This window comes from Exiguobacterium sp. 8A (assembly GCF_902506275.1).
GTDB classification, from domain to species: Bacteria; Bacillota; Bacilli; order Exiguobacteriales; family Exiguobacteriaceae; genus Exiguobacterium; species Exiguobacterium profundum.
Genome location: NZ_LR733630.1, coordinates 2,360,305 through 2,383,396, shown reverse-complemented (window position 1 = coordinate 2,383,396; position 23,092 = coordinate 2,360,305). Strand labels below are relative to the sequence as shown.

General features: G+C 49.8%; 24 protein-coding genes. 5 read left to right on the top strand and 19 right to left on the bottom strand.

The annotated features are described in order from the left end of the window. Window positions 1-726 carry a rhomboid family intramembrane serine protease gene (locus GVY42_RS12400; RefSeq protein WP_074034859.1) on the top strand — a complete coding sequence of 242 codons (726 nt, stop codon included), beginning with the start codon at window positions 1-3 and terminating at the stop codon, window positions 724-726. 36 nt (window positions 727-762) lie between these two features. On the opposite strand, the gene argF is transcribed toward GVY42_RS12400, so the two are convergent. The 10 genes from argF to GVY42_RS12350 all read right to left on the bottom strand — a co-directional run bounded on the left by argF (window position 763) and on the right by GVY42_RS12350 (window position 11,145). Continuing rightward, on the bottom strand, window positions 763-1,689 hold the full coding sequence (argF, locus tag GVY42_RS12395; protein WP_159563382.1) for an ornithine carbamoyltransferase: 927 nt from the start codon (window positions 1,687-1,689) through the stop codon (window positions 763-765). Next, complete coding sequence (carB, locus tag GVY42_RS12390) at window positions 1,686-4,706, bottom strand: carbamoyl-phosphate synthase (glutamine-hydrolyzing) large subunit (protein WP_159563381.1); 3,021 nt, start codon at window positions 4,704-4,706, stop codon at window positions 1,686-1,688. Before carB ends, argF begins: the two co-directional genes overlap by 4 nt. Next, the gene (locus tag GVY42_RS12385; RefSeq protein ID WP_159563380.1) at window positions 4,699-5,751 is read right to left on the bottom strand and encodes a carbamoyl phosphate synthase small subunit; all 1,053 of its coding nucleotides are present in this window, start codon (window positions 5,749-5,751) and stop codon (window positions 4,699-4,701) included. The genes carB and GVY42_RS12385 overlap by 8 nt, the downstream gene beginning before the upstream one ends. After that, window positions 5,748-6,893: an acetylornithine transaminase gene (locus GVY42_RS12380; protein WP_159563379.1), complete on the bottom strand. Its 1,146-nt coding sequence runs from the start codon at window positions 6,891-6,893 to the stop codon at window positions 5,748-5,750. Before GVY42_RS12380 ends, GVY42_RS12385 begins: the two co-directional genes overlap by 4 nt. Then, window positions 6,853-7,632: an acetylglutamate kinase gene (argB, locus tag GVY42_RS12375; RefSeq protein ID WP_159563378.1), complete on the bottom strand. Its 780-nt coding sequence runs from the start codon at window positions 7,630-7,632 to the stop codon at window positions 6,853-6,855. The genes GVY42_RS12380 and argB overlap by 41 nt, the downstream gene beginning before the upstream one ends. Continuing rightward, window positions 7,629-8,846: a bifunctional glutamate N-acetyltransferase/amino-acid acetyltransferase ArgJ gene (gene argJ, locus GVY42_RS12370; protein WP_159563377.1), complete on the bottom strand. Its 1,218-nt coding sequence runs from the start codon at window positions 8,844-8,846 to the stop codon at window positions 7,629-7,631. The genes argB and argJ overlap by 4 nt, the downstream gene beginning before the upstream one ends. An 11-nt stretch (window positions 8,847-8,857) precedes the next feature. Beyond that, window positions 8,858-9,883, bottom strand: coding sequence for an N-acetyl-gamma-glutamyl-phosphate reductase (argC, locus tag GVY42_RS12365; protein ID WP_159563376.1), 1,026 nt, complete (start codon window positions 9,881-9,883; stop codon window positions 8,858-8,860). A gap of 160 nt (window positions 9,884-10,043) precedes the next feature. Continuing rightward, on the bottom strand, window positions 10,044-10,361 hold the full coding sequence (locus GVY42_RS12360) for a hypothetical protein (protein WP_015880545.1): 318 nt from the start codon (window positions 10,359-10,361) through the stop codon (window positions 10,044-10,046). A 33-nt stretch (window positions 10,362-10,394) separates the two neighbouring features. After that, complete coding sequence (locus tag GVY42_RS12355; RefSeq protein ID WP_230235411.1) at window positions 10,395-10,877, bottom strand: hypothetical protein; 483 nt, start codon at window positions 10,875-10,877, stop codon at window positions 10,395-10,397. After that, window positions 10,870-11,145, bottom strand: coding sequence for a 4a-hydroxytetrahydrobiopterin dehydratase (locus GVY42_RS12350; RefSeq protein ID WP_159563375.1), 276 nt, complete (start codon window positions 11,143-11,145; stop codon window positions 10,870-10,872). The genes GVY42_RS12355 and GVY42_RS12350 overlap by 8 nt, the downstream gene beginning before the upstream one ends. Window positions 11,146-11,285: 140 nt before the next feature. On the opposite strand from GVY42_RS12350, the gene GVY42_RS12345 reads away from it, so the two are divergent. Continuing rightward, window positions 11,286-11,819, top strand: a complete 534-nt coding sequence (locus tag GVY42_RS12345; RefSeq protein ID WP_074034877.1) for a cysteine hydrolase family protein — start codon at window positions 11,286-11,288, stop codon at window positions 11,817-11,819. Window positions 11,820-11,841: 22 nt separating this feature from the next. Beyond that, entirely contained in the window at window positions 11,842-13,287 is a 1,446-nt protein-coding gene (locus GVY42_RS12340; RefSeq protein WP_159563374.1) for a nicotinate phosphoribosyltransferase, read from the top strand. Between the two features lie 37 nt (window positions 13,288-13,324). Here the strand turns inward: GVY42_RS12340 and GVY42_RS12335 are convergent, their stop codons facing one another. Beyond that, a complete protein-coding gene (locus GVY42_RS12335) occupies window positions 13,325-13,627 on the bottom strand; it encodes a 7TM diverse intracellular signaling domain-containing protein (RefSeq protein ID WP_031424443.1) in 303 nt (100 codons plus the stop codon). 113 nt (window positions 13,628-13,740) lie between these two features. Between GVY42_RS12335 and GVY42_RS12330 the strand changes: the two genes are divergently transcribed. Further along, on the top strand, window positions 13,741-14,214 hold the full coding sequence (locus GVY42_RS12330) for a YwpF-like family protein (protein WP_031424441.1): 474 nt from the start codon (window positions 13,741-13,743) through the stop codon (window positions 14,212-14,214). A gap of 72 nt (window positions 14,215-14,286) precedes the next feature. On the opposite strand, the gene GVY42_RS12325 is transcribed toward GVY42_RS12330, so the two are convergent. From GVY42_RS12325 to GVY42_RS12315, 3 genes are all read right to left on the bottom strand, one after another. Continuing rightward, the gene (locus tag GVY42_RS12325) at window positions 14,287-14,763 is read right to left on the bottom strand and encodes a DUF456 domain-containing protein (RefSeq protein WP_031424439.1); all 477 of its coding nucleotides are present in this window, start codon (window positions 14,761-14,763) and stop codon (window positions 14,287-14,289) included. Window positions 14,764-14,773: 10 nt separating this feature from the next. Beyond that, entirely contained in the window at window positions 14,774-15,373 is a 600-nt protein-coding gene (locus GVY42_RS12320; protein ID WP_159563373.1) for a histidine phosphatase family protein, read from the bottom strand. A gap of 63 nt (window positions 15,374-15,436) precedes the next feature. Beyond that, the gene (locus tag GVY42_RS12315; protein ID WP_159563372.1) at window positions 15,437-16,372 is read right to left on the bottom strand and encodes an alpha/beta hydrolase; all 936 of its coding nucleotides are present in this window, start codon (window positions 16,370-16,372) and stop codon (window positions 15,437-15,439) included. A 173-nt stretch (window positions 16,373-16,545) separates the two neighbouring features. Here GVY42_RS12315 and GVY42_RS12310 point away from each other — a divergent pair, with 173 nt between their 5' ends. Continuing rightward, window positions 16,546-17,553 (top strand): metal ABC transporter solute-binding protein, Zn/Mn family, encoded by a 1,008-nt coding sequence (locus GVY42_RS12310; RefSeq protein ID WP_159563371.1) that lies wholly within the window; start codon window positions 16,546-16,548, stop codon window positions 17,551-17,553. A gap of 40 nt (window positions 17,554-17,593) precedes the next feature. Here GVY42_RS12310 and GVY42_RS12305 read toward each other — a convergent pair whose 3' ends face one another. The 5 genes from GVY42_RS12305 to GVY42_RS12285 all read right to left on the bottom strand — a co-directional run bounded on the left by GVY42_RS12305 (window position 17,594) and on the right by GVY42_RS12285 (window position 23,037). Further along, window positions 17,594-18,040, bottom strand: a complete 447-nt coding sequence (locus GVY42_RS12305) for a hypothetical protein (protein WP_159563370.1) — start codon at window positions 18,038-18,040, stop codon at window positions 17,594-17,596. Window positions 18,041-18,092: 52 nt separating this feature from the next. Beyond that, window positions 18,093-18,548: a hypothetical protein gene (locus GVY42_RS12300; protein WP_031424431.1), complete on the bottom strand. Its 456-nt coding sequence runs from the start codon at window positions 18,546-18,548 to the stop codon at window positions 18,093-18,095. Window positions 18,549-18,632: 84 nt separating this feature from the next. Continuing rightward, the gene (locus GVY42_RS12295) at window positions 18,633-20,078 is read right to left on the bottom strand and encodes a sodium:alanine symporter family protein (protein ID WP_159563369.1); all 1,446 of its coding nucleotides are present in this window, start codon (window positions 20,076-20,078) and stop codon (window positions 18,633-18,635) included. Window positions 20,079-20,269: 191 nt separating this feature from the next. After that, the gene (locus GVY42_RS12290; RefSeq protein WP_159563368.1) at window positions 20,270-22,735 is read right to left on the bottom strand and encodes a CoA-disulfide reductase; all 2,466 of its coding nucleotides are present in this window, start codon (window positions 22,733-22,735) and stop codon (window positions 20,270-20,272) included. Then, window positions 22,732-23,037 (bottom strand): rhodanese-like domain-containing protein, encoded by a 306-nt coding sequence (locus GVY42_RS12285; protein ID WP_015880530.1) that lies wholly within the window; start codon window positions 23,035-23,037, stop codon window positions 22,732-22,734. The genes GVY42_RS12290 and GVY42_RS12285 overlap by 4 nt, the downstream gene beginning before the upstream one ends. Window positions 23,038-23,092: the final 55 nt, after the last annotated feature.

Sequence of the window (23,092 nt, the reverse complement as noted above, 5' to 3'; positions counted from 1 at the left end):
ATGTTTAGTCGTACGGAAAATGTTCAAACGTTTGTACGGGCATATCCACTCGTAACGCTGTTCATTGTAATCCAACTCCTTGTGTTTGTCATCGATTCTTTCGCACCTGGTTTACGAATCGTGGCGACGGGAGGGTCGTTCCATTTGGCACTCGCGGACGGACAATGGTACCGCTTGGTCACGGCCAACTTCATTCATTTGAGTCTCGGTCACTTGCTGTTCAACTCGTTCGCACTGATCATCTTCGGACCAGCGATGGAACGAATGGTCGGACACGTGAAATTTGCCTTGTTTTATGTATTCGCTGGAGCGCTCGCCAACCTGCTCACGTATTTCACTGTCAGCAACTTGTTTTATCTACAGGCCGGGGCGTCAGGCGCCATCTTGGCCATTCTCGGATTCTACGTATTCATCGGTCGTTTCCGTCGCACGTTGATGTACAGCCAAGATGCCCGCTTGGTCTACATCTTCGTCGCCATCAGTGCCGTTTTCACATTGATTGGTTCGAACGTTTCCCTTTGGGGACATGTGTACGGGTTCTTGGCCGGATTCTTACTTGCCATCCCACTCTCACGTTTCACCGTCCCGTATACGCGCCCGATGCGCTACGGGAAGTATAAGCAACGTTCGTACACGCCCCCTGTCATTCATTCCGGGGATGGAAAGTGGTTTTTCTACATCATTATCGGACTGGCCGTCTTTGGATTATTGGCAAGGTTCTTATAACGAAAAGGGTGACACGTGGCGTGTCACCCTTTGTTGTTACGTTAACAATGTCAGCATCAGTGCTTTTTGTGCATGTAAACGATTCTCGGCTTGATCGAATACCCATGACTGTGGTCCATCGATCACCTCAGCCGTCACTTCTTCCCCGCGATGCGCCGGTAAACAGTGAAGGAAGATGGCGTCGGGGTTCGCAAGTGCCATCAACTCTTCATTCACTTGAAAACCGTTAAACTTCATCAGCCGCTCCTCTGCTTCTCCCTCCTGCCCCATGCTTGCAAAGACGTCAGTATAGACAATATCTGCCTCATTCGCAGCAGGCGATGGGTTTTCGAACAACGCGATGCTTCCTCCGGTTGATTCAGCAAACTTCTTCGCTTTCTCATACATGCCTTGATCAACGGTGTATCCGTTTGGTGAGGCGATGCGGATATGCATCCCACTCAGTGCCCCACCGATCATAAGCGAATGTGCCATATTATTGCCGTCTCCGATATACGTCAACACTTTTCCGGCACGACTCCCGAACCGCTCTTCAATCGTCAATAAATCCGCGAGCACTTGGCACGGATGATGCAAGTCCGTCAATCCATTGATGATTGGGATTGACCCGTGTTGTGCCAACGTCTCCACCGTTTCATGCGCATACGTCCGAATCATGAGTGCGTCCACATACCGACTCATCACTTGAATCGTATCCGTCAACGGTTCACCACGCCCGATTTGCAAATCTTGACCGCTGAGAAAGAGTGGGTATCCACCTAATTCGACGACCCCGACTTCAAATGACATACGCGTCCGTGTCGATGCCTTTTCAAATAGCAATGCGACTTTCTTCCCTGTCAGCGCCGTTGCATAAGATTGAGGTGAACGTTTCACTTCGTGTGCCAATTGCATCAACGAATCGAGCGTATCCGGTGTCAATTCCTCCATCGTTAAAAAATGTTGTATCGTCTTCACTGTCATTTGGCTACTCCCTCTCTCATTTGAATGGATTGCAAAGACTGAACCGGATTGCCGGTCCGTGACTGACTCATCTGATAATACTGAGCTAACTGTTTGGACGAAATGATATGCACCCCATGGCGAACGGCGATTTCACGTGTTGCTCGTTCGTCAGCCGCATCCGAGAACAATACGGCGACATCTTGAAAATCAATGACGTCTGCGAGTGGTGTATTTCCGACGTGTTCAAAACCTTTCCCGAATACGATTTGCGGACGATTCATCACCCGTGTTGTCACCGCATCATACGTAAAGCGCTCCGGCACATATGAATGTGAACTGAATTGAAGTGTCTCGCCTGTCGAACGCATGACCGGACCTGTCATCGGGTCTACGCCTGGCAGTTTGACGTTCGAGAAGATTGGAGTCTTTACCGCATAGTTTGTCAATCTCGAGGGATGTGTCGGAACGAAATCGTTCAATGCGAGACCGTACGCCGCGTAGGTCGCCCATTCGATTAACGGTTCACCCGTCACTTTGCTGACAATCGGCACGGTCCGCGACGCACGTGGATTGATTTCAAGGACGTAGATTGTGTCTTCCTTCAATACGAACTGAATGTTCAGAGCTCCCTTATAATCGAGCGCCCGTCCGATTCGTTTCGCAATCGACTCCACTTTCCCTTGAATCGAGGGACTCGTCTCGACCGGTGGCAAGATCATCGTCGAGTCTCCGGAATGAACACCCGCTGCTTCGATTTGTTCTAGGACGACGGGCACATATACCGTTTCCCCGTCCGTTACACAATCCACTTCAAGCTCACGCCCTGCGACATATTGGTCGACTAGCGTTGGATAGGTAAGGTTCGGTAACACCTCTGCTAACTGTTCCTCTGAATGAATGAGTAACATGCCCTTTCCTCCAATCACGTAGGACGGGCGCAAGATACATGGATAGCCTAACTGTTGGATGGCTTCCTGCAACTGCGTCGGGGAAGTGACTTCTTCACCCGGGATGTGTTCGACTTCAATCGAATCAAGGAATTGATAGAAACGTTCCCGGTCTTCCATTTGGTCGATGGTGTCTGCGGATGCACCGAGCAAGTGATACCCCGCCGCTTCTAAATCATGAGCGAGGGCAATACCCGTCTGTCCACCGAACTGGATTAAGACATCGCGGCACCCTTCCGCTTCTAACACGTGCATGACATCTTCACTCGTCAGCGGTTCGACATACAGTTTGTCTGCAATCGAGAAGTCCGTCGATACGGTCTCCGGGTTGTTGTTGATCATGATCGTTTCGATGCCAAGTTTTTGAAGTGCCCAGACCGCATGAACCGAACTGTAATCGAACTCGATGCCCTGTCCGATTCGAATCGGACCTGCCCCAATGATGGCCACCTTCCGTTTTTCACTCGGCTTCACTTCGGACGTCCCGTGCCATGAACCGTAAAAATACGGGGTCTTGCTTTCGAACTCGGCCGCACACGTATCAATCATCTGATATACCGGTTGAATCGAGGCCGCCTCTCGGAACACCTTGATCTCCTCGGTTTGCATGTGCATCACGGCGGCAATTTGCGCGTCCGTGAACCCAAGTCGCTTCGCTTGAAGCAACTGGACCGGATTCGTCAAATCTTCCTTCGTCATCTGAATGAGTCGTTTTAACATGTGAATGAAGTGAGGGGTGATGCCCGTAATCTGCTGTAATGCATCGGCCGACATCAACTCACGGTCGAGCAAGGCGATACAAGCGTGCAATCGACGATCGGTCGGCGCCTCGACTTCGCCCATCAATACGTCGACTGTGGCTCCCTGCATCCACTTCGGATAAAGCGGTGCCTGTTCGATTCCGGCACCACGCCATGCCTTCTGTAACGCTTCTTCTAACGTTTTTCCCATCGCCATACTCTCACCGGTCGCCTTCATCTGTGGTCCGAGTGCGCGTTCTGTTTCCGCGAACAAGTCGAACGGGAAACAGGGTACTTTCGCCGTAATGTAATCAAGTGCCGGTTCAAAGCTCGCCATCGTATTCGTTGTGACTGGATTGATACAGTGATCTAACGGTTCACCCAAAGCGAGACGTGTCGCAATTTTGGCAATCGGATAACCGGTCGCCTTTGACGCAAGGGCCGAGCTCCGAGAGACACGAGGATTGACTTCAATCACGTAGTACTCTGATTGCGTCGGATGAACTGCGAACTGAATGTTACATCCACCAATCACACCAAGTTCGGATACAATTCGAAACGCAGCGCTCCGTAACGTCTGATGCATTTGGTCCGATAAGGTTTGTGCCGGGGCGAACACGACGGAGTCCCCCGTATGCACACCGACCGGATCGATATTTTCCATGTTGCAGACGATGATGCACGTTCCGAGCGCGTCACGCATGACCTCATATTCAAATTCTTTATAGCCAGCGATGCTCTTCTCGACCAAACATTGTGAGATCGGGCTTGCCTCAAGACCCCGACGCGCCATCGTGTACGCCTCATCCTCCGTCATCGCAATCCCACCGCCGGTCCCACCGAGCGTGAACGCCGGACGGACGATGAGCGGAACACCGGTCGTCTCAATGAAAGCTGTCAGTTCTTCAATCGTCTCAATCGTCGTCGATGTCGGGATCGGCTCGTTCAACAGCTCCATCTTTTGTTTGAACCGCTCACGGTCTTCCCCGTCACGAATCGTGTCGAGTGATGTACCGAGCAGTTCGATTCCATATTGGGTCAACACGCCAGCTTCCTCGAGATCAAGAGCCAAGTTCAACGCCGTCTGTCCCCCGACCGTCGCAAGGACGTGCGTCGGACGTTCTTTTTCAATGATCTCGGTCGCTTTTTGAACGGTCATCGCCTCAATATACGTCGCGTCCGCCATTCCTGGGTCCGTCATGATTGTGGCAGGATTGGAGTTCAATAAGACGACTTCACAACCGGCTTCACGAAGCTCCTGGCACGCCTGCGTTCCGGAATAATCAAACTCTGCGGCCTGCCCAATCACGATGGGTCCCGATCCGATAACGAGTACTTTTTTATGCATACACGTTCACTCCTTGCTGAATCATTTCATCAAAACGGTCGAAGACGGACTGCGCGTCCGTTGGTCCGGGACTCGCCTCCGGATGGAACTGTGTCGTGAAAATGGATGCATTCGGATGAATCAACCCTTCCACCGAGTGATCGTTCACGTTCTCATAAAGCAGTTCAAGCGGGCTCTGTTCGATACTCATACGCGCGACCACATAACCGTGATTTTGCGACGTCATCCATACTTCGTTCGTCTTGACGTTTCGGACCGGGTGATTCGAGCCACGATGTCCGTATGTTTGCTTTTCAATCTTGCAACAGAACGCGAGCGCGAGCAGTTGATGCCCCATACAAATCCCGAGGGTCGGATACGATAACGCCAATTCCCGGATGACTTCAATCTGCCCGATGTGGTCTCGCGGGTCCCCGGGCCCGTTCGATACTAAAATCCCATCCGGTCGCAATGCCTCGACGACCTCTTTTGACGTCTGGTACGGAACACTCGTCACACGATACCCACGTTTCACCATTTCACCAATCATCGACGCCTTCACCCCGAAGTCGAGACAGACGATATGCCCTTTCTCTCCGTTCCCTTCCTGAACGATAGACGTTGTTGTGACGCGCTCTGTTAGATGACGAAGATCTGGAACTTCCAACGTTTCATGTATGTCCGCTGCCATCATTCCAAACTGATCGCCTTCATCACGCAACACATGAACGAGTGCACGCACATCGACTTGTGACAGAACCGGAATCCCTTCCTGCTCTAACCAATCCTTTAAGTCAGACTGATCCCCAGAATCGGCAAGTGATTGCACGAGGACGCCGGCCACTTGAATGCGAGCACTTTCGCTCCCGTCTGATTCCAGTCCATATTGTCCGATCAGCGGATAAGTGAACGCGATGATCTGTCCAGCATATGACGGGTCGGTCAACACTTCTTGATAGCCCGTCATCCCGGTGAAGAACACGACTTCACCACTTGCGTGTCGCGCACTCGTCTCCCATGTTCCTGTAAAGTACTTCCCGTTCATTAAGCTGATGCTTCCGTTCATACGACGCCCTCCTTCTGTAAGATTTGTTCAAGTTTCGTCAATGCTTCATCAATCTCCGATTTCGTGACCAGTAGTGAAGGCAGGAAGCGGATGACGTGCGGCCCCGCCATGACGACCAATAAACCCGCCTCTGCCAATTCTGTGACACAGTCTGCTACCGGTTCTGTCGAGACAAGCCCAATCATCAGCCCAAGTCCTCTCACTTCGACGAAACGTTCTCCATCCACGAAGCGACTGAGTCCTTCTTTCAAATAATCTCCCATGTCTGTGACATGCTTAAGAGACTCGGGTGTGAAGAGGACATCGAGTGTCGCTTCTGCCGCAGCCATCGCCACTGGATTTCCACCGAAGGTCGAACCGTGACTCCCAGGACCAAAGACCGTCGCCGCTTCCGCCGTCGTCAATATTGCGCCGACCGGAATGCCACTCCCCAATCCTTTCGCTAACGTGATGATATGAGGACGGAGCGGTGTTTGTTCGTATGCGAAACGTGTCCCTGTACGCGCGATGCCGGTCTGCACTTCATCGACGACGATTTTGACATCGTATTTGTCAGCTGCTTCCTGTAAGGCCTGCAACCACAGGGGATCCGCGACGACCACACCGCCTTCACCTTGTACGATCTCGAGCCAAACAGCAGATGTCTCATCATCGATCCAGTCAAGAGCCTCCATATCGTTGAACGGTGCATGAATAAAGTCACTCACCATCGGTCCAAATCCATGTTTCACCTTCTCTTGACCAGTCGCCCCGAGCATAGCGAATGTACGTCCATGAAACGACTGCGTGAATGTGATGATTTTTGTTTTCTGCGTCCACTTTCGGACTAACTTAAAGGCCGCCTCATTCGCTTCTGTCCCACTGTTACAAAAGAAGGCATGCGTCAGATGTGTTCCTTCCGTCAACTTTTCAGCGACACGTTGCTGACCAGGTATCAAATAGAGGTTGGATGTATGCCACACCCGGTTCAATTGTTCTTCAATTTTCTGCTGCACGTATGGATGACGATGTCCCGTCCCACATACGGCAATGCCCATCACAAAGTCTAAGTACGTCTTTTCTGAAACATCCGTCACGTACGACCCGCTCGCCTGCGCGATCTCAATCGTTCGTTTCCCGTATGTCGGTAACAGCGAATTCATAGTTCCCCTCCCATAATCTTGTCCCTGCGAGCGTCGCGTCACGACCATCTCGGATGCGGGCACTTTTGACCCCTCCTGCCACTGCTGCCAATAGCGCCTCTACTTTCGGCACCATCCCTCCATCAATTTCTCCAGATGCGATGGCTTCTCGAATGTCCCGTTCAGTTAGCGTCGTCTGAAATTCACCGTGTATGCGAATACCGTTCACATCGGTCAATAGTTCCAATTCATCCGCTTGTAACGAAACGGCAAGTGCCACCGCACAATCATCGCCATTACAGTTCAGCGGTCCTTCCGCGCCGGCAATCACCGATGTCACAACCGGAACATGTCCGGAATCCATCAGCCGTTCGAACACGTCATTTCGAATCGAAATCACCTCACCGACTTTCCCAAGTCCATTCAGAGGTTGACCGAAAATCGCACTCCCGTCGACCCCCGATAAACCAAACGCATTGAGGTCATATCGAGCCAATGTCGACACGACGTTCGTCTGCATTTCTCCTGCCAACACACGCCAAGCCCCGATCAACACCTCATCTGTCGTCACGCGACGTCCGGCCAAGAACAACGGTTCAATTTGTTGAGACATGCAATAAGCCGATAGTTTCGGCCCACCTCCATGTACGAGGAGCAGATCATTTCCTTCTTCCATCCATCCTCGCCACTCTTCAAAGTACGAAGGTGTCATCGACTCCCAGACACTGCCCCCAAGTTTGATGACTTTCCGTTTCTTCATGTCCGGTAACTCGCATTGATTTTGACGTAGTCGTAGGTTAAGTCACATCCGTATGCCTGACCGAACCCTTCCCCGCCATGCAAGTCGACTGTGATGGTGACGACGTCCCGACTCATCTCTTCGGTCGCATACGCCTCATCAAACCAGACAGGCGTACTGTCCTTTAAAACAAGTTGACTCCCGATTTGAATATCGATCGCCTCCACGTTCACAGGGAACGGGACGGCGCCGATTGCGGCAATGATTCGTCCCCAGTTGGCATCCTGTCCATATACCGCTGTCTTCACCAGGGAGGACCCGACGATTTGCTTGGCAATCGTTCTGGCTTGTTGGTCGGATGTTGCGCCACTGACATTCACTTCTATGAGTTTCGTCGCTCCTTCCCCATCTTTTGCAATCGCTTTGGCAAGCTCTAAACATACATCTGTCAAAGCCTGTTGGAACGCGATGTGTGCGGAAGTCCCCTCTTTGATTTCTTCCATTTCTACTGCCCCGCTCGCCATGACGAGGACCATATCGTTTGTCGAGCTGTCCCCGTCCACCGTGATGTTATTGAACGAGGCGTCGACGCTTTTCTTTAATGTCTGCTGCAACAGTTCCGGTGCGATGACCGCATCTGTCGTCACAAACCCGAGCATCGTTGCCATATTCGGGTGAATCATCCCCGACCCTTTGGCGACGCCTGAGATCGTCACGGTCGCTTCCCCTTCTTTGTAATGGACACTAGTTTGTTTCGTCCCGGTATCTGTCGTCAAAATGGCTTCAGCGAACGATTGTCCATCTTTCCATGTCTTGGACGGTTGCAGATGACCAATCCCGTTTATGAGCGGGACCATCGGAAGCGGTTGACCGATGACGCCCGTTGAAGCGATGGCCACTTCTTCCGGTTTTACACCTATATGTTTTGCCGTCATGTCGCGCATCGTGTAGGCGTCCTTTAGCCCTTGTTCACCTGTACAGGCGTTCGCGTTCCCGCTATTGATTAACACGGCTCGAAGATAGCTGTTTGTTTCGGCTAATGACGCTTTTGTCACTTGAATCGGTGCGGCTTGAAAGTGGTTTGTCGTGTAGACGGCCGCCGCGCTCGCTAGTCGTTCACAAACGAGCAGCGCCAAATCTTTCCGTTTTCGTTTTAGTCCCGCATGAATGCCGCACGCTTGAAATCCTTTCGGTGATACGATGCCCGATTTTTGGGTCGCCATGATGTCGATCATGCTCCATCCTCCTAAATGTATTGTGGTTGACTGAATAGTCCGAGCGTCTCATCGAATCCGAATCGAACGTTCGCATTTTGAAGGGCTTGCCCGGCCGCCCCTTTTTGCATATTGTCGATGACCGATACGATAGTCAGTCGATGCGTCCGTTCTTCTTTGTACACCCAGAGGTCGCAGTAATTCGAACCGACCGTCGATTTGATTTCCGGCTCTCCCCGCTGCACGCGAATGAACGGTTCATCCATATATGCGGCTTGAAGACGCTTCACCCATTCATCCTCTGACACGTCATCGTTCGGTAGAACCGTGATTGTCGCCATGATCCCGCGATTAATCGGCAGCAAGTGGGTCGACATCGAGACTGTCGCTTCTGCGCCACCCATGTGGTACAGGGTCTGTTCGATTTCAGGGATGTGCTGATGCGAATGAATCTTATATAACTGCACATTCTCATTCGATTTGGCATGATGGGTCTTCTCACTCAATCCTTTGCCAGCGCCCGTGATGCCGGAGCAGGCCGAAACCACGATGTGTGCCGGGTCGATCCAATCGTGCTGAACGAACGGCAATAACGCGAGTGAGACAGCGGTCGCATAACAACCCGGATTCGAAATCCATTTCGCTTTCGTCAACAACTCTCGATTCCACTCGGTCAATCCATAGACAGCTTCTCGTTGAATCGTTTCGGTCACAGGCGGCTTCCCGTACCATGTTTCATACAAGCCGGATGGTAATCGTAAGTCCCCACTCAAATCGATGACCACTCCAGGAAAAGATGCTAACTGTCGAATATAGTCAGCAGACACGCCGCTCGGAGTCGCAAGGAATACCACATCAATCCCAGCTAGGGCGTCTGCTTGAAACGGTTCAAGTATTTTTGGATCCGCTTGTAACCACGGATATAGTTCCGACAAGGTCATCCCGGCGCTCGAGTCGCTGATTGCTTTTTCTAAACGGATAGTCGGATGTTGCTCGATCAGTTTTAACAATTCCAAACCGGCATAACCTGTTACGCCGACGATGCCACACGTAATCATCTCTCTACCTCCTCAGAAGAATAAAATGATTGAACCATATGCATATTTATTCTGTCAATTGAATTTTTATTCATACGTGATAGAACGTTCCCTTTTTTATTGGTGTATGAGGGTTTTGGCAAATAAAAAAAAGTCCGATGCGCATGCACCGGACCTGTGATTAGATTTGATTTTTATGACGAGCCTCTTGAAGCGCATCGACTAAGTCTTTCACGTCTTCGACGAGGTTTTGAATCGTATCTTGGTTTTCTTCGTAAAGCGATTTCCATTCCATGACACGGTCTTTCAAGTTGCCTTTCGATGACGCTTGTAGACCGACCGCATGTGCCTCAGTCGACGTGTTCGATGATTTCAACTTCGACTTGATGCCTTTCAGTTGTCTCACTTGTTGATCGCGCGTTTCGCTATGGAGAAGTGATGCTGCTGCGCCGATTACCGCACCCGCAGCCATCCCCAACCAGAAATAATTCTTGTTCATAAAAATCCTCCCCTAACATGACGTTATCTTTTATTATAGATTATCTGACTCACTGACGACATAGTGTTTTATGACGGGACCTGCACCGCGCTGTTCGACCGCTCGCTTCAAGCGGTCTTCAAGGATTGCATAGTCTGCCGTATCACGAAAGTGTTTCCCACCAGACGTGAACTGAATAAAGACGACGGCATGATTATCATCCGGGTCGACACCTAATCGGTATGCCGAAAACCCATCATGACTGACACCGAGTGGCGCCTTTTCCGTCAACAAGTGGTGAAACAACAGGGAGCGGGCATTCTCATCTGCCGGAACGTTCGCGTATAAAATGTTCCCTTTTTTCACGAATTCGCCCGACGCCTCTTCAATCTCAAACACTTTACCGCTCTTGAACGGAGACTTCTCTCCTTCTGCGAGCAAAATCGTTTCGTGTCCATTCGCCGCGATGACGCCTGGCTCCTTTCGAAGACGCTCCGCCACGCTGCCTGACGCAAAAGTCATATAGAGCTTAGACAAATTCCTCACACCCTTTCGCGAGTGTGATGTCTTTCTCCGTAATGCCCCCTTCGTCATGGGTCGATACGGTCAATGTCACGTTCCGATATTCAATCAAGATGTTCGGATGATGATCGAGCGATTCAGCCAAATCTGCTACAAGATGCACGAACTGAATGGCCTCCGGAAATGTTTCCAGCCGATACGTCTTTTGAATCTCCCCGTTCACTTCTTCCCAACCGTTCAACCGTGACAGTTCCTCTGTCAATTCACTTTGCGATAATACCATCGTCACAATCCCCTTTCCCTATACAGTCTACTGTCTTAATCTACCCAAACCGAAGAAAAATAATCTTCCGTGCATGATGTATAATGAATTAGAATGAGATGGATAGCCATCATTTTCATTACGAGAGAGGAGCATCTCCCATGCGCGCATTGATTGTTATTGATTATACATTTGATTTTATCGCAGACAGTGGTCGTTTGACTTGTGGGAAACCCGGGCAAGAGATTGAAGAACGGATCGTCGAATTGATCGGGACATTCGCAACGGATGACTATGTCGTCATCGCGAACGACGTCCATGATGCAGGTGACACGTTCCACCCTGAAACGACGTTGTTCCCACCGCACAATATCCGCGGGACAGAGGGTCGTGAGTTGTACGGTTCTGTGAAGGAAGCTGCGAAACAGGCAGACCACTGGATTGATAAGACACGTTATAGTGCCTTTGCCGGAACTGACCTTGACCTGCGTCTTCGGGAACGCGGAATCACAGAAGTTCATCTCGTCGGTGTCTGCACGGATATTTGTGTACTCCATACAGCCGTAGATGCCTACAACCTCGGTTATCAAATCGTCGTCCATGCCGATGCCGTTCAAAGCTTCAACCCGGTCGGCCATGAATGGGCGCTCGAACATTTCGTCACAACACTCGGTGCGACAGTCGTCGGAAAGTGACGTAAAACAGAAAGGAAATCATATGTTACATCGTAATTTAGCCCTTCACACAGATCTTTACCTTCCACGTTGGATGTATATTTACTGGAAGCAAGGTCGCCATAATGAAAAGGTCGTCTTCGACCTTTACTATCGCTCGAATCCATTTAGTGGTGGTTATGTCGTCTTCGCCGGACTCGAGAATATCGTTCACTACTTAGAGAACGTCTCCTTTACGGAGGCGGACATCACCTATTTGAAAGAGCAACTCGGATTCGAAGATGAATTCGAAGACGTCTTACGGAACTTTAAGTTCACTGGTTCACTATATAGTGTTCGCGAAGGAGAAGTCATCTTCCCACATGAACAAGTCGTTCGGATTGAATCGACCATCTTTGAAGCGAAACTGTTCCAAACGGCGCTACTCAATATCGCGAACCATGAATCACTCATCGCCACGAAGTATGCCCGGATTCGTCAGGCTGCTCCGAACGAGACACTCCTTGAAGGAGGAGCTCGTCGCGCGCAAGGTGTCGATGCGGCTTACTACGGAACACGTGCGGCTTACATCGCTGGTTTTGATGTGACAAGTCTCGTGTCAGCCGGTCGTGACTTTGATGTCCCGACAGGAGGAACGATGGAGCATGCTGATATTCAGTTCCATGATGATGAATTGAGCGCATTCCGTTCATTCGCTGAAATGTATCCGGACAACACGAGCCTTCTCATCGACACGTATGACACACTCAAGTCTGGTCTGCCAAATGCGATTACGGTCGCAAAAGAACTCGAGGCGAATGGCCATCGTCTCAAGTCAGTACGACTCGACTCTGGAGACCTCGCCTACTTGTCGAAGCGTGCCCGGAAAGCGTTGAATGAAGCAGGGCTCGACTACGTCAAAATCGTCGTCTCTGGGGATTTGGATGAGTATGTCATCCAGGACTTACGGATGCAAGGCGCAGAGGCCGATACGTTCCTCGTTGGGACACGTGGCATCACGGCTTACGAGCAGCCGGCACTCGGTATGGTCTATAAACTCGTCGCGCGTGAGGATGAATCCGGGGAATTAAAACCGGTCATCAAAGTATCTTCTTCCAAGGTGAAGACGACGACTCCTCACAAGAAAGAGTTGTATCGCATCATCGACAACGAAACGAAAAAGTTCAAAGGCGACTATATCGCCCTCGCCGATGAACCGGTCGAATCTTACACCGAGATCGACTTGATTGACGTTCGTGACCCGGCCTTCAAGATCAAGACACGTAACTTCAACGTGAAACGCTTGTTGCAACCAATCTTCCTTGATGGGAAACGCGTATACGACCTTCCAAGCACAAGTGAGATTCGTGCATATCATCACGAGCAGATGAACGGATTGTGGGAAGAGTACAAGCGTCTCCGTTTACCGGAAGTGTATTCGGTGACGTTCAGCAAGTCGCTATGGGATTTAAAACTCGATATGATTCGCAAAACGCGGGTACCAAAATAAAAAAACGGCTGTGGGTGCATACCCACAGCCGTTTTTTTTATACCATTGTCATCTCGCCTGCTTGGCTTTGATCTTCTTTTCTCCGAAAGTAAAGCGCCATCGACAAAGAGAGCAATATCAAGACAAAATAGACGGTCCGTTGCCAAAACGTCGCTTCGGTGTCTCCTTGGAACAACGCAATGATATAATCGCTCCCACTGACTAAAAACAATCCGGCAAGCAAGAGAAAGATCCGATAGCCGGCCCGACTCCGCTCCCGTTTCACTTTGAAGAAAAGGACACCATAATAGACGATTGCGAGAATCGTCACATACCCGATTACGCCAACAACCCAACTCATCTTGATGCCTCCCTCACTCTCTATTTTTCTGTTTCTTCCCCGTTATCTTAACACATTCTATTCCTCAGACTGTGTTAAGATGGTCTAAAGAAAACGCGGAAAGGAACGATCCTATGAAAACGTTTCGCCTCGTCCAAGTCCGACTCGTCCAAGACGAATACGGCAATGAACTGAATTTACCGATCGATTTACTCGATGGTTTAATCATCTCGAAGGAGCACGATTCAGAATGGCTCCTCGAAATGCTCGTGCCGACCGAGTCGGCTGTCACGCTCCATCATTACTTAAACAAACGCATCCTCATCCTCGCTGAAGCCGTCATCACGTCGCCAACGAACGCCCCGGCTGCACTCGCTTTGACGTTCACGAGCGAGAGGGCCTTGAACGACCATCATACGTTCGTCGCTGAAGGACTCATGTTGATGCCGAAACAAGACGCGACGAAGCAAGTACTCGATTCGTTGATTCAAGATGGCGTCGCCACATCGAATTTAAAGCCCGCCTTCTTCGAGAAAAAAGTCGAAATGCAACAATCGTTCAGTCGCTCCGCTTTCAATCAATTGGTTAAAACCGGGTCATTTGAATAATCGGATGACCTGTTTTTCTTTCCCCAAAACCATTCACCTTTCAAACTAAAAAGACGGAGAAACATCTCCGCCTCACACGTAGATAAAGAATAGGATGATCATCATCGTCATCCCGATCACTTTTAAGAGCGTGCTGCCGAGAAAGGCGAGAACGGTTCCAACGCCGATGCTCCACGCTTCACGTGTCGTCTTCCCGAGTGTCAACTCCGCCAAGAAAGCGAAGATGAACGGAAAAATCAAAACCCCGACGAGCGGGAAAATAAACGGTCCCGCAATCAAGCCGATTGTCGCACCCCATTTCGCTCGCTCCGAACCGCCCCGTTTATCCACCGTAGCCCGGGTGACGACATAGTCGACGCCGAATAAGAAGACGAGGAAGACCGATTGCCATACCCAGAATGTCCAGGTCAATGGTTCAAACGAAAAACCGAATCCATAAATCATGTATCCGATGAACAAGAACAAGACACTCGGGATGACTGGATAGATGAGTCCTGCAAAAGCGACCACAAATGATGCGATAATGAATACCCATAGTAAGGTCGTCATGACATTCTCCTCATTTCATAATGGTCGGATCGGTGATATGGTCAGCCACGTTGACCGCCTTCACTTCAAACTGACCTTGTTGATGGATGATATAGTTCGAGCAGGCGTTTCGCATGGCGTGACGGAACGTATATGTCCCATCGATGGCAGAAAGCGCCGCTTTGATTGCATGGGAATGGCAGACGACAACGATGCGCTTCCCTGGATACGTATCCACCAAATGGTTCATTCCTTCTAAGACCCGGCTACGCATCTCGTCTTCTGTTTCGAGACCAGGAATCCGCTCCTGGTCATCTGCTTGGACCGCCTCGTAAATTCCTTTCACGGGTTGCCCGGATGCCGTTCCGAATTCACGTTCAATGAAACGCTCATCTAGCAGAATCGCTTTATGTTCGATGCCACACGCTGTTGCGATTGCTTGTGCGGTGTGAACCGCACGTGACAAGGGACTCGATACGATGACGTCCCACTCCTCTTGACTCAAAAAAGCTGCACTCTCCTCTGCCTGTTGACGTCCGAGTGCATTCAACGGGTTATCTTCACGCCCTTGAATAATTTCTAAACGATTCCAATCGGTCTGACCGTGTCTGACTAAACATAACTCTGTCACTACTTCCACTCCTTACTCTTTCAATCATCCCCCATCGTACCATCTTCCCTAAAAATCGCAACGTCATCCGAGACATTCTTCAATAAAACGATTGATTCGGGCCATGAGTTGCTCTTCTTTGATTGGATTATCCGATTGGAGGAAGCTCGCAAGCGAGTGGGTTCCATTTGGAAATGAGATGAGTTGAACGTTCGCACCGACATCACTCGCATGTTCGACGAAGTGAAGCGCTTGGCCGAACGGGACAATCGGATCTTTCTTCCCGTGTAGCAGTAAAATCGGCGGGGCATCGGCGTATAGATGGGAGACCGGGGAGCATTTTACCATCAACTCACGCCATTCCTCGCGGCTTCCTTCATAGAACTTTAAATGGGCGAGCCACGTCTGGATGAATTTGAACAATAAAAAGTTCGTCGGTGGATACAAGGCGATGACCCCTTTGATCGTCGGGAGGTCGTCTCCCAAATCACCTGCAAATTGTCGATGACGGTCGAGCGCAGTCGCAAGCATGAGCGCAGCGCCTGCTGAATCCCCCCAAACGAGCAATTGACTCGTGTCTAGCGTCAATAACGATTCATGTTGTTTCAAATAGCACAGTGCATCTGAGACATCAAAAATATTATCGGGGAAGTACACCCCGTCTTCAAATAAGCGATAATCGATGCTGACGACAGCGATCTCTTTCCCCAAAAAGTGGTCAAGCAACGGATGAAACAGGGTCACCATACTCCGATTCCCTCTGACGAACGCTCCCCCATGTGCATATACCGCTACGGGGAACGGCCCTTCTCCAGGGGGGAGATACAAATCAAATTGGAGCGGACGATCGTGAACAATTTTATACGTGTACGTGTGGCGCCGGCGTGTTGTCGGTTGAATCGGCAACTCGGGTTCTTGCCATCTGACAAGGGACCCATATTGACTCCACACGCTAGCCCCGGCTGCCGTCGCCGCAGCAATCGCCGCACCCCCGACAAACCAGGCAGTCTCCTTTCTCATACAATCCACTCCTCGTTCCTTTTTTTAATCATATTCCCGCTTTTTTCAAAAATCTATCCATCAGAAGTCGGACTTGACGTGCTCCGAAGCTCACACTATAATATTACTCGCAGTCATAAAACGTAACAGTTACGATTTAATATTCAGATAACTTGAAAGGTGGAAGATGGAAGATGAAGAAAACTTGGTTAGGCGCAGTCGCAGCCGGTACGCTTTTACTTGGTGCGTGTGGAAATACCGAAGGAGATAACACATCTGAATCGACAGATGGTCAACTGACCGTCTTCGCTTCAACGTTTGCATTAAAATCATTAGCCGAAGAAATCGGTGGGGACCGCGTCAACGTGGAGATGGTCATTCCACCTGGGGCTGATCCGCATACGTATGAGCCAACTTCAAAGCAAATGACACAAATCGCAGAAGCCGACCTCTTTTTGACGATTGGTCATGACCTTGAACCTTACGTCGAGTCTATGGAGAAGAGTTTAGATGGTCAGAACGTCGCCTTCGTCAAAACAGCCGAGAACGTGAAGTTACTTGATGCGGCGGATACCGTCCATGTCCATGATGAGGAAGGACATACTGAAGACGACCACGCTCATGAAGAAGAAGGACATTCTGAAGACGAACATGCCCACGAAGAAGGAGACGGTCATAGTCACGGTCAATACGATCCCCACGTCTGGCTCGACCCAATGAATGCTGTATCAATGGCAGAAGCGGTCGAAGCCGCATTCAGTGAGGAAGCACCCGACTATAAAGGCGAGTTCGCAGAACGGTTAAGCACTTTTAAAGACGAAGCAAACGCTCTCGACACTGAATTGAAGGCAGCCGTCGAGAACGGTTCAAAATCCGAGTTACTCGTGACGCATGCCGCATATGGTTATTTGGCTGAACGTTACGGATTTGACCAATTACCAATCGCGGGACTTACACCGTCTGAAGAGCCGTCACAACAAGCTCTCAAGCGGATCATCGAGGAAGCCCGTCTCCACGACTTGAACTATATCGCATTCGAAGACACGGTCACACCAAAAGTGGCCGAAGTCGTGAAACAAGAGATCGGTGCAGAGAGCGTGACGATCTACAACTTGGAATCGGTCACGAAAGAGCAGATGGATAAAAGCTACTTCGACTTGATGCGTGAAAACGTCAAGGCACTTGAGACAGCGTTGAAATAATCGAAATCCCGAAACGAGTCACCTCGCTTCGGGATTTTTTTCATGCTTCTATTTGATGATCTAACGTCTTCAGCGTGACGAGAAGCAGGAGGAGTAGCGATACGATGACGCTCATCATCCAGAAATCCCCGTCCATGAAGAATAAAGTCGTCCACTCCCCTGTACTCAATCCCAACCACGCTTGACTGACACCAACGCCTATCAGTGCGATTGCAACAAAACGAATCCATGTCATTTTTGGAACGAACCGCTTGCTGACCAAATAACTATTCAATACTAAAAGACCGACATACGCGATGAGAAGGACGTTCCAAGCCGTGTCAAATGAGACAGATACCACCCCGACCGTGACAGCATACCCCCATGTCACCAAGAATACAGCGAATGAGATAAGTGTGATGCGATAAAGCGACTTGAACCCCGTTTGATACGCAAGAAACGGATTGATGAGTAGCCCGAGCCAGATGAGTGTGCCGAACACATCCATGAGCAAATCCCCTTTATACCATTTATTAACAGTATACCATGGGAATTCACTTTCATTCATAATAAATCAAGACGAGTTCTTCCTGGGACGAAGCGATCTCACAAAACTGTTGCAACCGGGTCCAATCTTCCCAAATCATCTCGAATTCATCTTTTGCAACGAATGCCATGTCTTTCACATCATCTCGCCCGAACGCATGCAACGTATCTTTGACGATATGAAGTAACTGCGGGGTCAAGATACCGACCACGACCGCCTGCGCCTCATTGACAATCAACTCTTCGCCGACGAGCGCCATTTCCATGTTATACGTGTCGGCCCCGTCGATATATACCTCGATTTGACTAAGTACGCGTTGAAACGGTTCCACATTCGGAAGCGTCAGCGTATCGTCCCGATCCCGATATTGCTCATGCATATGAATCAACCAGTCTAAAATCATCTCCGGATCCTGATTAAATGACACCCAAACTTCTGGGGAAACACGTACATAATGCGTCGTCTCCATACATGAACGCCCCCTTTTTATGACATTACCCGTCTTATATATGTAAAAAAACCGCCTACTTGAATTCATAGACGGTTCCTTATATCAAGAACGACTTGTTCCTGTTTGTTGTTCCTCTGTTTCGCTTTCCCAAGCTTCGATGTATTCACGACCAGGAAGATTTTCAACCGAGTCGACATAGAAAACTGGGTCTTCTCCTTCGCGTCGCTGTGCCAAGTAGTCATCGAGAACGGCGCGAGCCACTTTCGCCAAGCGGAAGATGGCATATAAGTTCACGAGTGCCATGAGACCCATGAACACGTCAGCAATCGACCAAACAAGGCCGGCAGAGCGGACCGCACCAAACAAGACCATGCCGACAACACCGATGCGATAGAGCGTGACATAGATTTTCTTATCCGAGATGAACTGGATGTTCGTCTCACCGTAGTAATAGTTTCCAAGAATCGAACTGAACGCAAATAGGAAAATCGCAATCGTCAAGAACGATGTCGCGACCGAACCGATTTCTGCTGTCAACGCGGCTTGCGTCAATTCGACACCCGCAAACGACTCTGAACCGGCTACGCCTGAAATCAAGATAATCATCGCTGTCGATGTACAAACGAGCAATGTATCGACAAATACGCTAAACGATTGAATCAATCCTTGTTTGACAGGGTGCGATACTTCCGCTGTCGCAGCGGCGTTCGGTGCAGAACCCATACCCGCTTCGTTCGAGAAGAGACCTCGACGAATCCCTTGAAGTACCATGGCGCCAATCGCCCCTCCGAAGAGTTGCTCAATTCCGAGGACTCCTTCAGAGAAGATGAGGCTGAAGACGTCTGGTAGAAGGGAAACGTTCGTCACCATAATCCAAATCGCGAGTAAGATGTAGCCACCTGCCATGACCGGTACGATGATACTCGACAAGAGTGCGATCGATTGGATCCCACCGAAGACGACAATGGCCGTCACAATCGCAAGGACAATCCCGACGACTGTTGTGCTGATCCCGAACTGGTTACTCACAGAGAGTGAAATCGTGTTCGACTGTACCGAGTTAAACGCAAATCCGAATGAGAACGTGATCAAAATCGCGAACAAGACACCTAGCCAACGTTGGCCGAGCGCACGCTCCATATAGTAGGCAGGTCCCCCACGCCATGTGCGTCCATCACGAATCTTGTACACTTGTGCCAACGTACTTTCGACGAATGCAGATGCTGCCCCAATCAACGCAATGAGCCACATCCAGAAAACTGCTCCTGGGCCACCTAGCGCAATCGCTGTCGCCACACCGGCAATGTTTCCTGTCCCTACACGAGCTGCCGTTCCGATTGCGAAAGCTTGGAACGAAGACACTTGGCCTTTTTCACGTGCTGTGCCCTCTTTGAACAAGAGGCGGAACATTTCAGGAATCATGCGGAACTGAACGAAGCCCATACGAACTGTAAAATAAAGACCTAAAGCAACAAGTACAACGATGAGCACTTGCGACCACAACAAATCGTTCGCTTGCGAAACGAGTTTCTCTACCAATTTCTCCATACTAATCCTCCATCATTCTAAAAATCTCAACAGAAAAAGTCATGTCAACTTTCTTAACATGACTTGAATTATAGGTAAATTATACGAAAATTGCAATATTAATTCGTTTTTTCAACATCATCTCGGTTCTTTCTAAAAGCAAAAAAACGAGCCGGAGAGCGCATCGCAATCCGACTCGTTCTATATTTCATTTAGATAAAGAGGTTTAAATTTCCGCCTTCTGCTGCGCCGAGATAAGCCGCCACACCACCAAGGTCGACCCCGTCAATCAACTCTTCTTCTTTGATGCCCATGACATCCATTGACATCGTGCAAGCTACCATTTTCACGCCTGCTTCTTGCGCTGACTTGATCATTTCTTCGACAGAAGGAACGTTCTTATCGCTCATGACTTTCTTCATCATTTTTTGACCAACACCACCGAAGTTCATGTTCGAAAGTGGCAATTCGCCTGCATGTCCTGGCATCATCATGCCGAACATTTTCTCAAGACCTTGCTTTTTCACTTCCGGCGCGTCCGGTTTGCGGATGACATTGAGTCCCCAGAATGTGAAGAACATCGTCACTTCTTTCCCCATCGCGGCAGCACCTTGCGCAATGATGAGGGATGCGAGTGCGCGGTCGAGGTCTCCGCTGAAGACGACCATTGATGCACCGTCTCCTGCTGGTGCGCCTGCTTGTGGTGCAGCCGGACCTTGTCCTTTTTGAAGGATGGCTTCAACGCGTCCGTTAACGAATTGTTTCGAGACGAGTTTGTTGCCTGTCTTCTTCGCCCATGCTTCGATATCTGCGAAGAATCCTGGGTCACTTGCGAGAACGCGGAGCGTTTCGCCTTCCCCGAGTTCTGCGACTTTCTTATTTACTTCTAAAATAGGTCCCGGGCATTGTAGACCACATGTGTCTAACATGACCGCTTCCCCGATTGGTGCATTTGTCATTTGTGTTGGCTCCTCTTCTACAACGGTAGCCGCTGTTTCATTTGATATGTTCGCTTCTTCAAGCGCCTCGAAATCACGATTGATTTGCGACCACGTCTTGTAGCCACCGCTCAAGTTTTTCACTTTGAAGCCGTTTTGACGTAAGATGCGTGATGCGAGATAGCCACGAAGACCGACTTGGCACGTCACGTAAATCGTTTCATTCCGGTCGTAGTTGTCCAAGTTTTCTCGTAATGAGTTGAGTGGCACATTGATCGATCCTGGAATCTTTCCGAGTTCATGCTCCGATTCATCGCGAACGTCTAGTAACGTCGCTCCATTTTCCACGAGCTCATCGATTTCATCCCAATGCACGACTTCATTGTCACCGAGGACGACGTTCGATGCGACATACCCGATCATATTGACCGGATCTTTCGCAGAACTGAACGGTGGTGCATAACTGAGCTCAAGGTCAGGTAGATCGAGGACCGTCAAACCACCCTTCATAGCTGTCGCAATGACGTCGATGCGTTTATCGACTCCATTGATTCCGACACCTTGCGCACCATAGATTTCACCCGTTGTCGGGTGGAACAAGAGTTTAAGCGACACAGGTGTCGATCCTGGATAATAACCAGCATGCGAACCTGGATGCACGTGAACAGCCTCATACGTCTTGCCAGCCGCCTTCAACCGTTTTTCATTCCATCCTGTCGATGCAACCGTCATATCAAATACTTTGGCGATTCCCGTTCCCATCGTTCCATTGTATTTCACGTCACGGCCGTTAATGATATCGGCAACGAGACGGCCTTGACGGTTCGCTGGCCATGCGAGTGGCACGACAGTCGGTTCTTTGAAGACGTAGTCGAGTACTTCGACCGCATCCCCGATCGCGTAAATATTCGGGTCTGATGTGAGCATCTTTTCATTAACGCGAATGGCACCGCGCGTACCTGTTTCAAGGCCTGCCTCACGCGCAATCGTCGATTCCGGTGTAACACCGATCGACATGATGACCATATCTGTATCGATGACACGACCGCTTGTCAAATGAACTTTCTTTCCTTGCTCTGAGAACGAAGAAACGCCATCAGACAATTGAAGCTCGACGCCATGCAAGCGCATGTGTTCATGAATTGGCGCCACCATCTCACGGTCAAGTGGCGTCATGACTTGGTCTGCCATCTCAACGAGCGTCACCTCAACACCACGCTCACGTAAGTTTTCTGCCATCTCAATCCCGATAAAGCCTCCACCAATCACGGTCGCATGCTTCGGCGCCTTGTCATCGACGTAGCCACGGATTTTATCTGTGTCCGGAATGTTGCGAAGCGTGAAAATATCTTCTGCCTCGTCGATTCCAGGAATGTTTGGACGAATCGGTTTCGCTCCCGGAGAAAGAATGAGAACGTCGTATGACTCGTCATACGTTTCGCCTGTTTGAACGTGTTTCACCGTCACTGTTTTCTCGTCACGGTTAATTTTAATGACTTCCGTCAAATTGCGGATATCGAGTTGGAAACGCTTGTTCATCCCTTCAACGGTTTGAACAAGGAGTTTTTGACGGTCTTGGATGACATCCCCGATATAGTATGGAAGACCACAGTTCGCGAATGAGATATACTCCCCACGGTCGAACATGACGATTTGATTCTCTTCATTCAAACGACGGAGTCGTGCAGCTGCAGACGCACCACCTGCTACCCCACCGACGATTACGATTTTTTTACTCATTGTCCATTTCCTCCTCTGACGACTTCTCCTGGCCAACTCATCAAGCCATCTTCTATATTGACCACTTTATAGCCTTTCGCCTCCATTTGCCAAGTCGCTTGCGTGCTACGCGCACCTGAGCGGCAAAGAACGACATATTCTTCAGCTGGATCGAGCGTGTCGATCCACTCTGTCATTTCGGATAACGGATAGTTTTTCGCGCCCTCAATATGTGCTTCTTGAAACTCGTCACGTTCTCGGACGTCGACGATATTTACAGGCACTTCAAAGTCCATTTGACGTTTTAAAGCGGATGCTTTCATCGTTGATCTACCTTTCTGTTTTCAATTCGATTTATACCATTCGGCTTGGTTGCTG

What these genes read in the sequence shown, in the direction of transcription:
- GVY42_RS12295 (WP_159563369.1), bottom strand. Translation starts at nt 20,078, where the DNA reads ATGGAGAAATTGGTAGAGAAACTCGTTTCGCAAGCGAACGATTTGTTG.
- GVY42_RS12385 (WP_159563380.1), bottom strand. Translation starts at nt 5,751, where the DNA reads ATGAACGGAAGCATCAGCTTAATGAACGGGAAGTACTTTACAGGAACA.
- GVY42_RS12380 (WP_159563379.1), bottom strand. Translation starts at nt 6,893, where the DNA reads ATGAATTCGCTGTTACCGACATACGGGAAACGAACGATTGAGATCGCG.
- GVY42_RS12285 (WP_015880530.1), bottom strand. Translation starts at nt 23,037, where the DNA reads ATGAAAGCATCCGCTTTAAAACGTCAAATGGACTTTGAAGTGCCTGTA.
- GVY42_RS12305 (WP_159563370.1), bottom strand. Translation starts at nt 18,040, where the DNA reads ATGGATGTGTTCGGCACACTCATCTGGCTCGGGCTACTCATCAATCCG.
- GVY42_RS12315 (WP_159563372.1), bottom strand. Translation starts at nt 16,372, where the DNA reads ATGAGAAAGGAGACTGCCTGGTTTGTCGGGGGTGCGGCGATTGCTGCG.
- GVY42_RS12325 (WP_031424439.1), bottom strand. Translation starts at nt 14,763, where the DNA reads ATGACGACCTTACTATGGGTATTCATTATCGCATCATTTGTGGTCGCT.
- GVY42_RS12345 (WP_074034877.1), top strand. Translation starts at nt 11,286, where the DNA reads ATGCGCGCATTGATTGTTATTGATTATACATTTGATTTTATCGCAGAC.
- GVY42_RS12400 (WP_074034859.1), top strand. Translation starts at nt 1, where the DNA reads ATGTTTAGTCGTACGGAAAATGTTCAAACGTTTGTACGGGCATATCCA.
- argC (WP_159563376.1), bottom strand. Translation starts at nt 9,883, where the DNA reads ATGATTACGTGTGGCATCGTCGGCGTAACAGGTTATGCCGGTTTGGAA.
- argF (WP_159563382.1), bottom strand. Translation starts at nt 1,689, where the DNA reads ATGACAGTGAAGACGATACAACATTTTTTAACGATGGAGGAATTGACA.
- argB (WP_159563378.1), bottom strand. Translation starts at nt 7,632, where the DNA reads ATGAAGAAACGGAAAGTCATCAAACTTGGGGGCAGTGTCTGGGAGTCG.
- carB (WP_159563381.1), bottom strand. Translation starts at nt 4,706, where the DNA reads ATGCATAAAAAAGTACTCGTTATCGGATCGGGACCCATCGTGATTGGG.
- GVY42_RS12330 (WP_031424441.1), top strand. Translation starts at nt 13,741, where the DNA reads ATGAAAACGTTTCGCCTCGTCCAAGTCCGACTCGTCCAAGACGAATAC.
- GVY42_RS12335 (WP_031424443.1), bottom strand. Translation starts at nt 13,627, where the DNA reads ATGAGTTGGGTTGTTGGCGTAATCGGGTATGTGACGATTCTCGCAATC.
- GVY42_RS12300 (WP_031424431.1), bottom strand. Translation starts at nt 18,548, where the DNA reads ATGGAGACGACGCATTATGTACGTGTTTCCCCAGAAGTTTGGGTGTCA.
- GVY42_RS12360 (WP_015880545.1), bottom strand. Translation starts at nt 10,361, where the DNA reads ATGAACAAGAATTATTTCTGGTTGGGGATGGCTGCGGGTGCGGTAATC.
- GVY42_RS12350 (WP_159563375.1), bottom strand. Translation starts at nt 11,145, where the DNA reads ATGGTATTATCGCAAAGTGAATTGACAGAGGAACTGTCACGGTTGAAC.
- GVY42_RS12290 (WP_159563368.1), bottom strand. Translation starts at nt 22,735, where the DNA reads ATGAGTAAAAAAATCGTAATCGTCGGTGGGGTAGCAGGTGGTGCGTCT.
- GVY42_RS12340 (WP_159563374.1), top strand. Translation starts at nt 11,842, where the DNA reads ATGTTACATCGTAATTTAGCCCTTCACACAGATCTTTACCTTCCACGT.
- argJ (WP_159563377.1), bottom strand. Translation starts at nt 8,846, where the DNA reads ATGATCGACATCATGGCGACCCAAAAATCGGGCATCGTATCACCGAAA.
- GVY42_RS12310 (WP_159563371.1), top strand. Translation starts at nt 16,546, where the DNA reads ATGAAGAAAACTTGGTTAGGCGCAGTCGCAGCCGGTACGCTTTTACTT.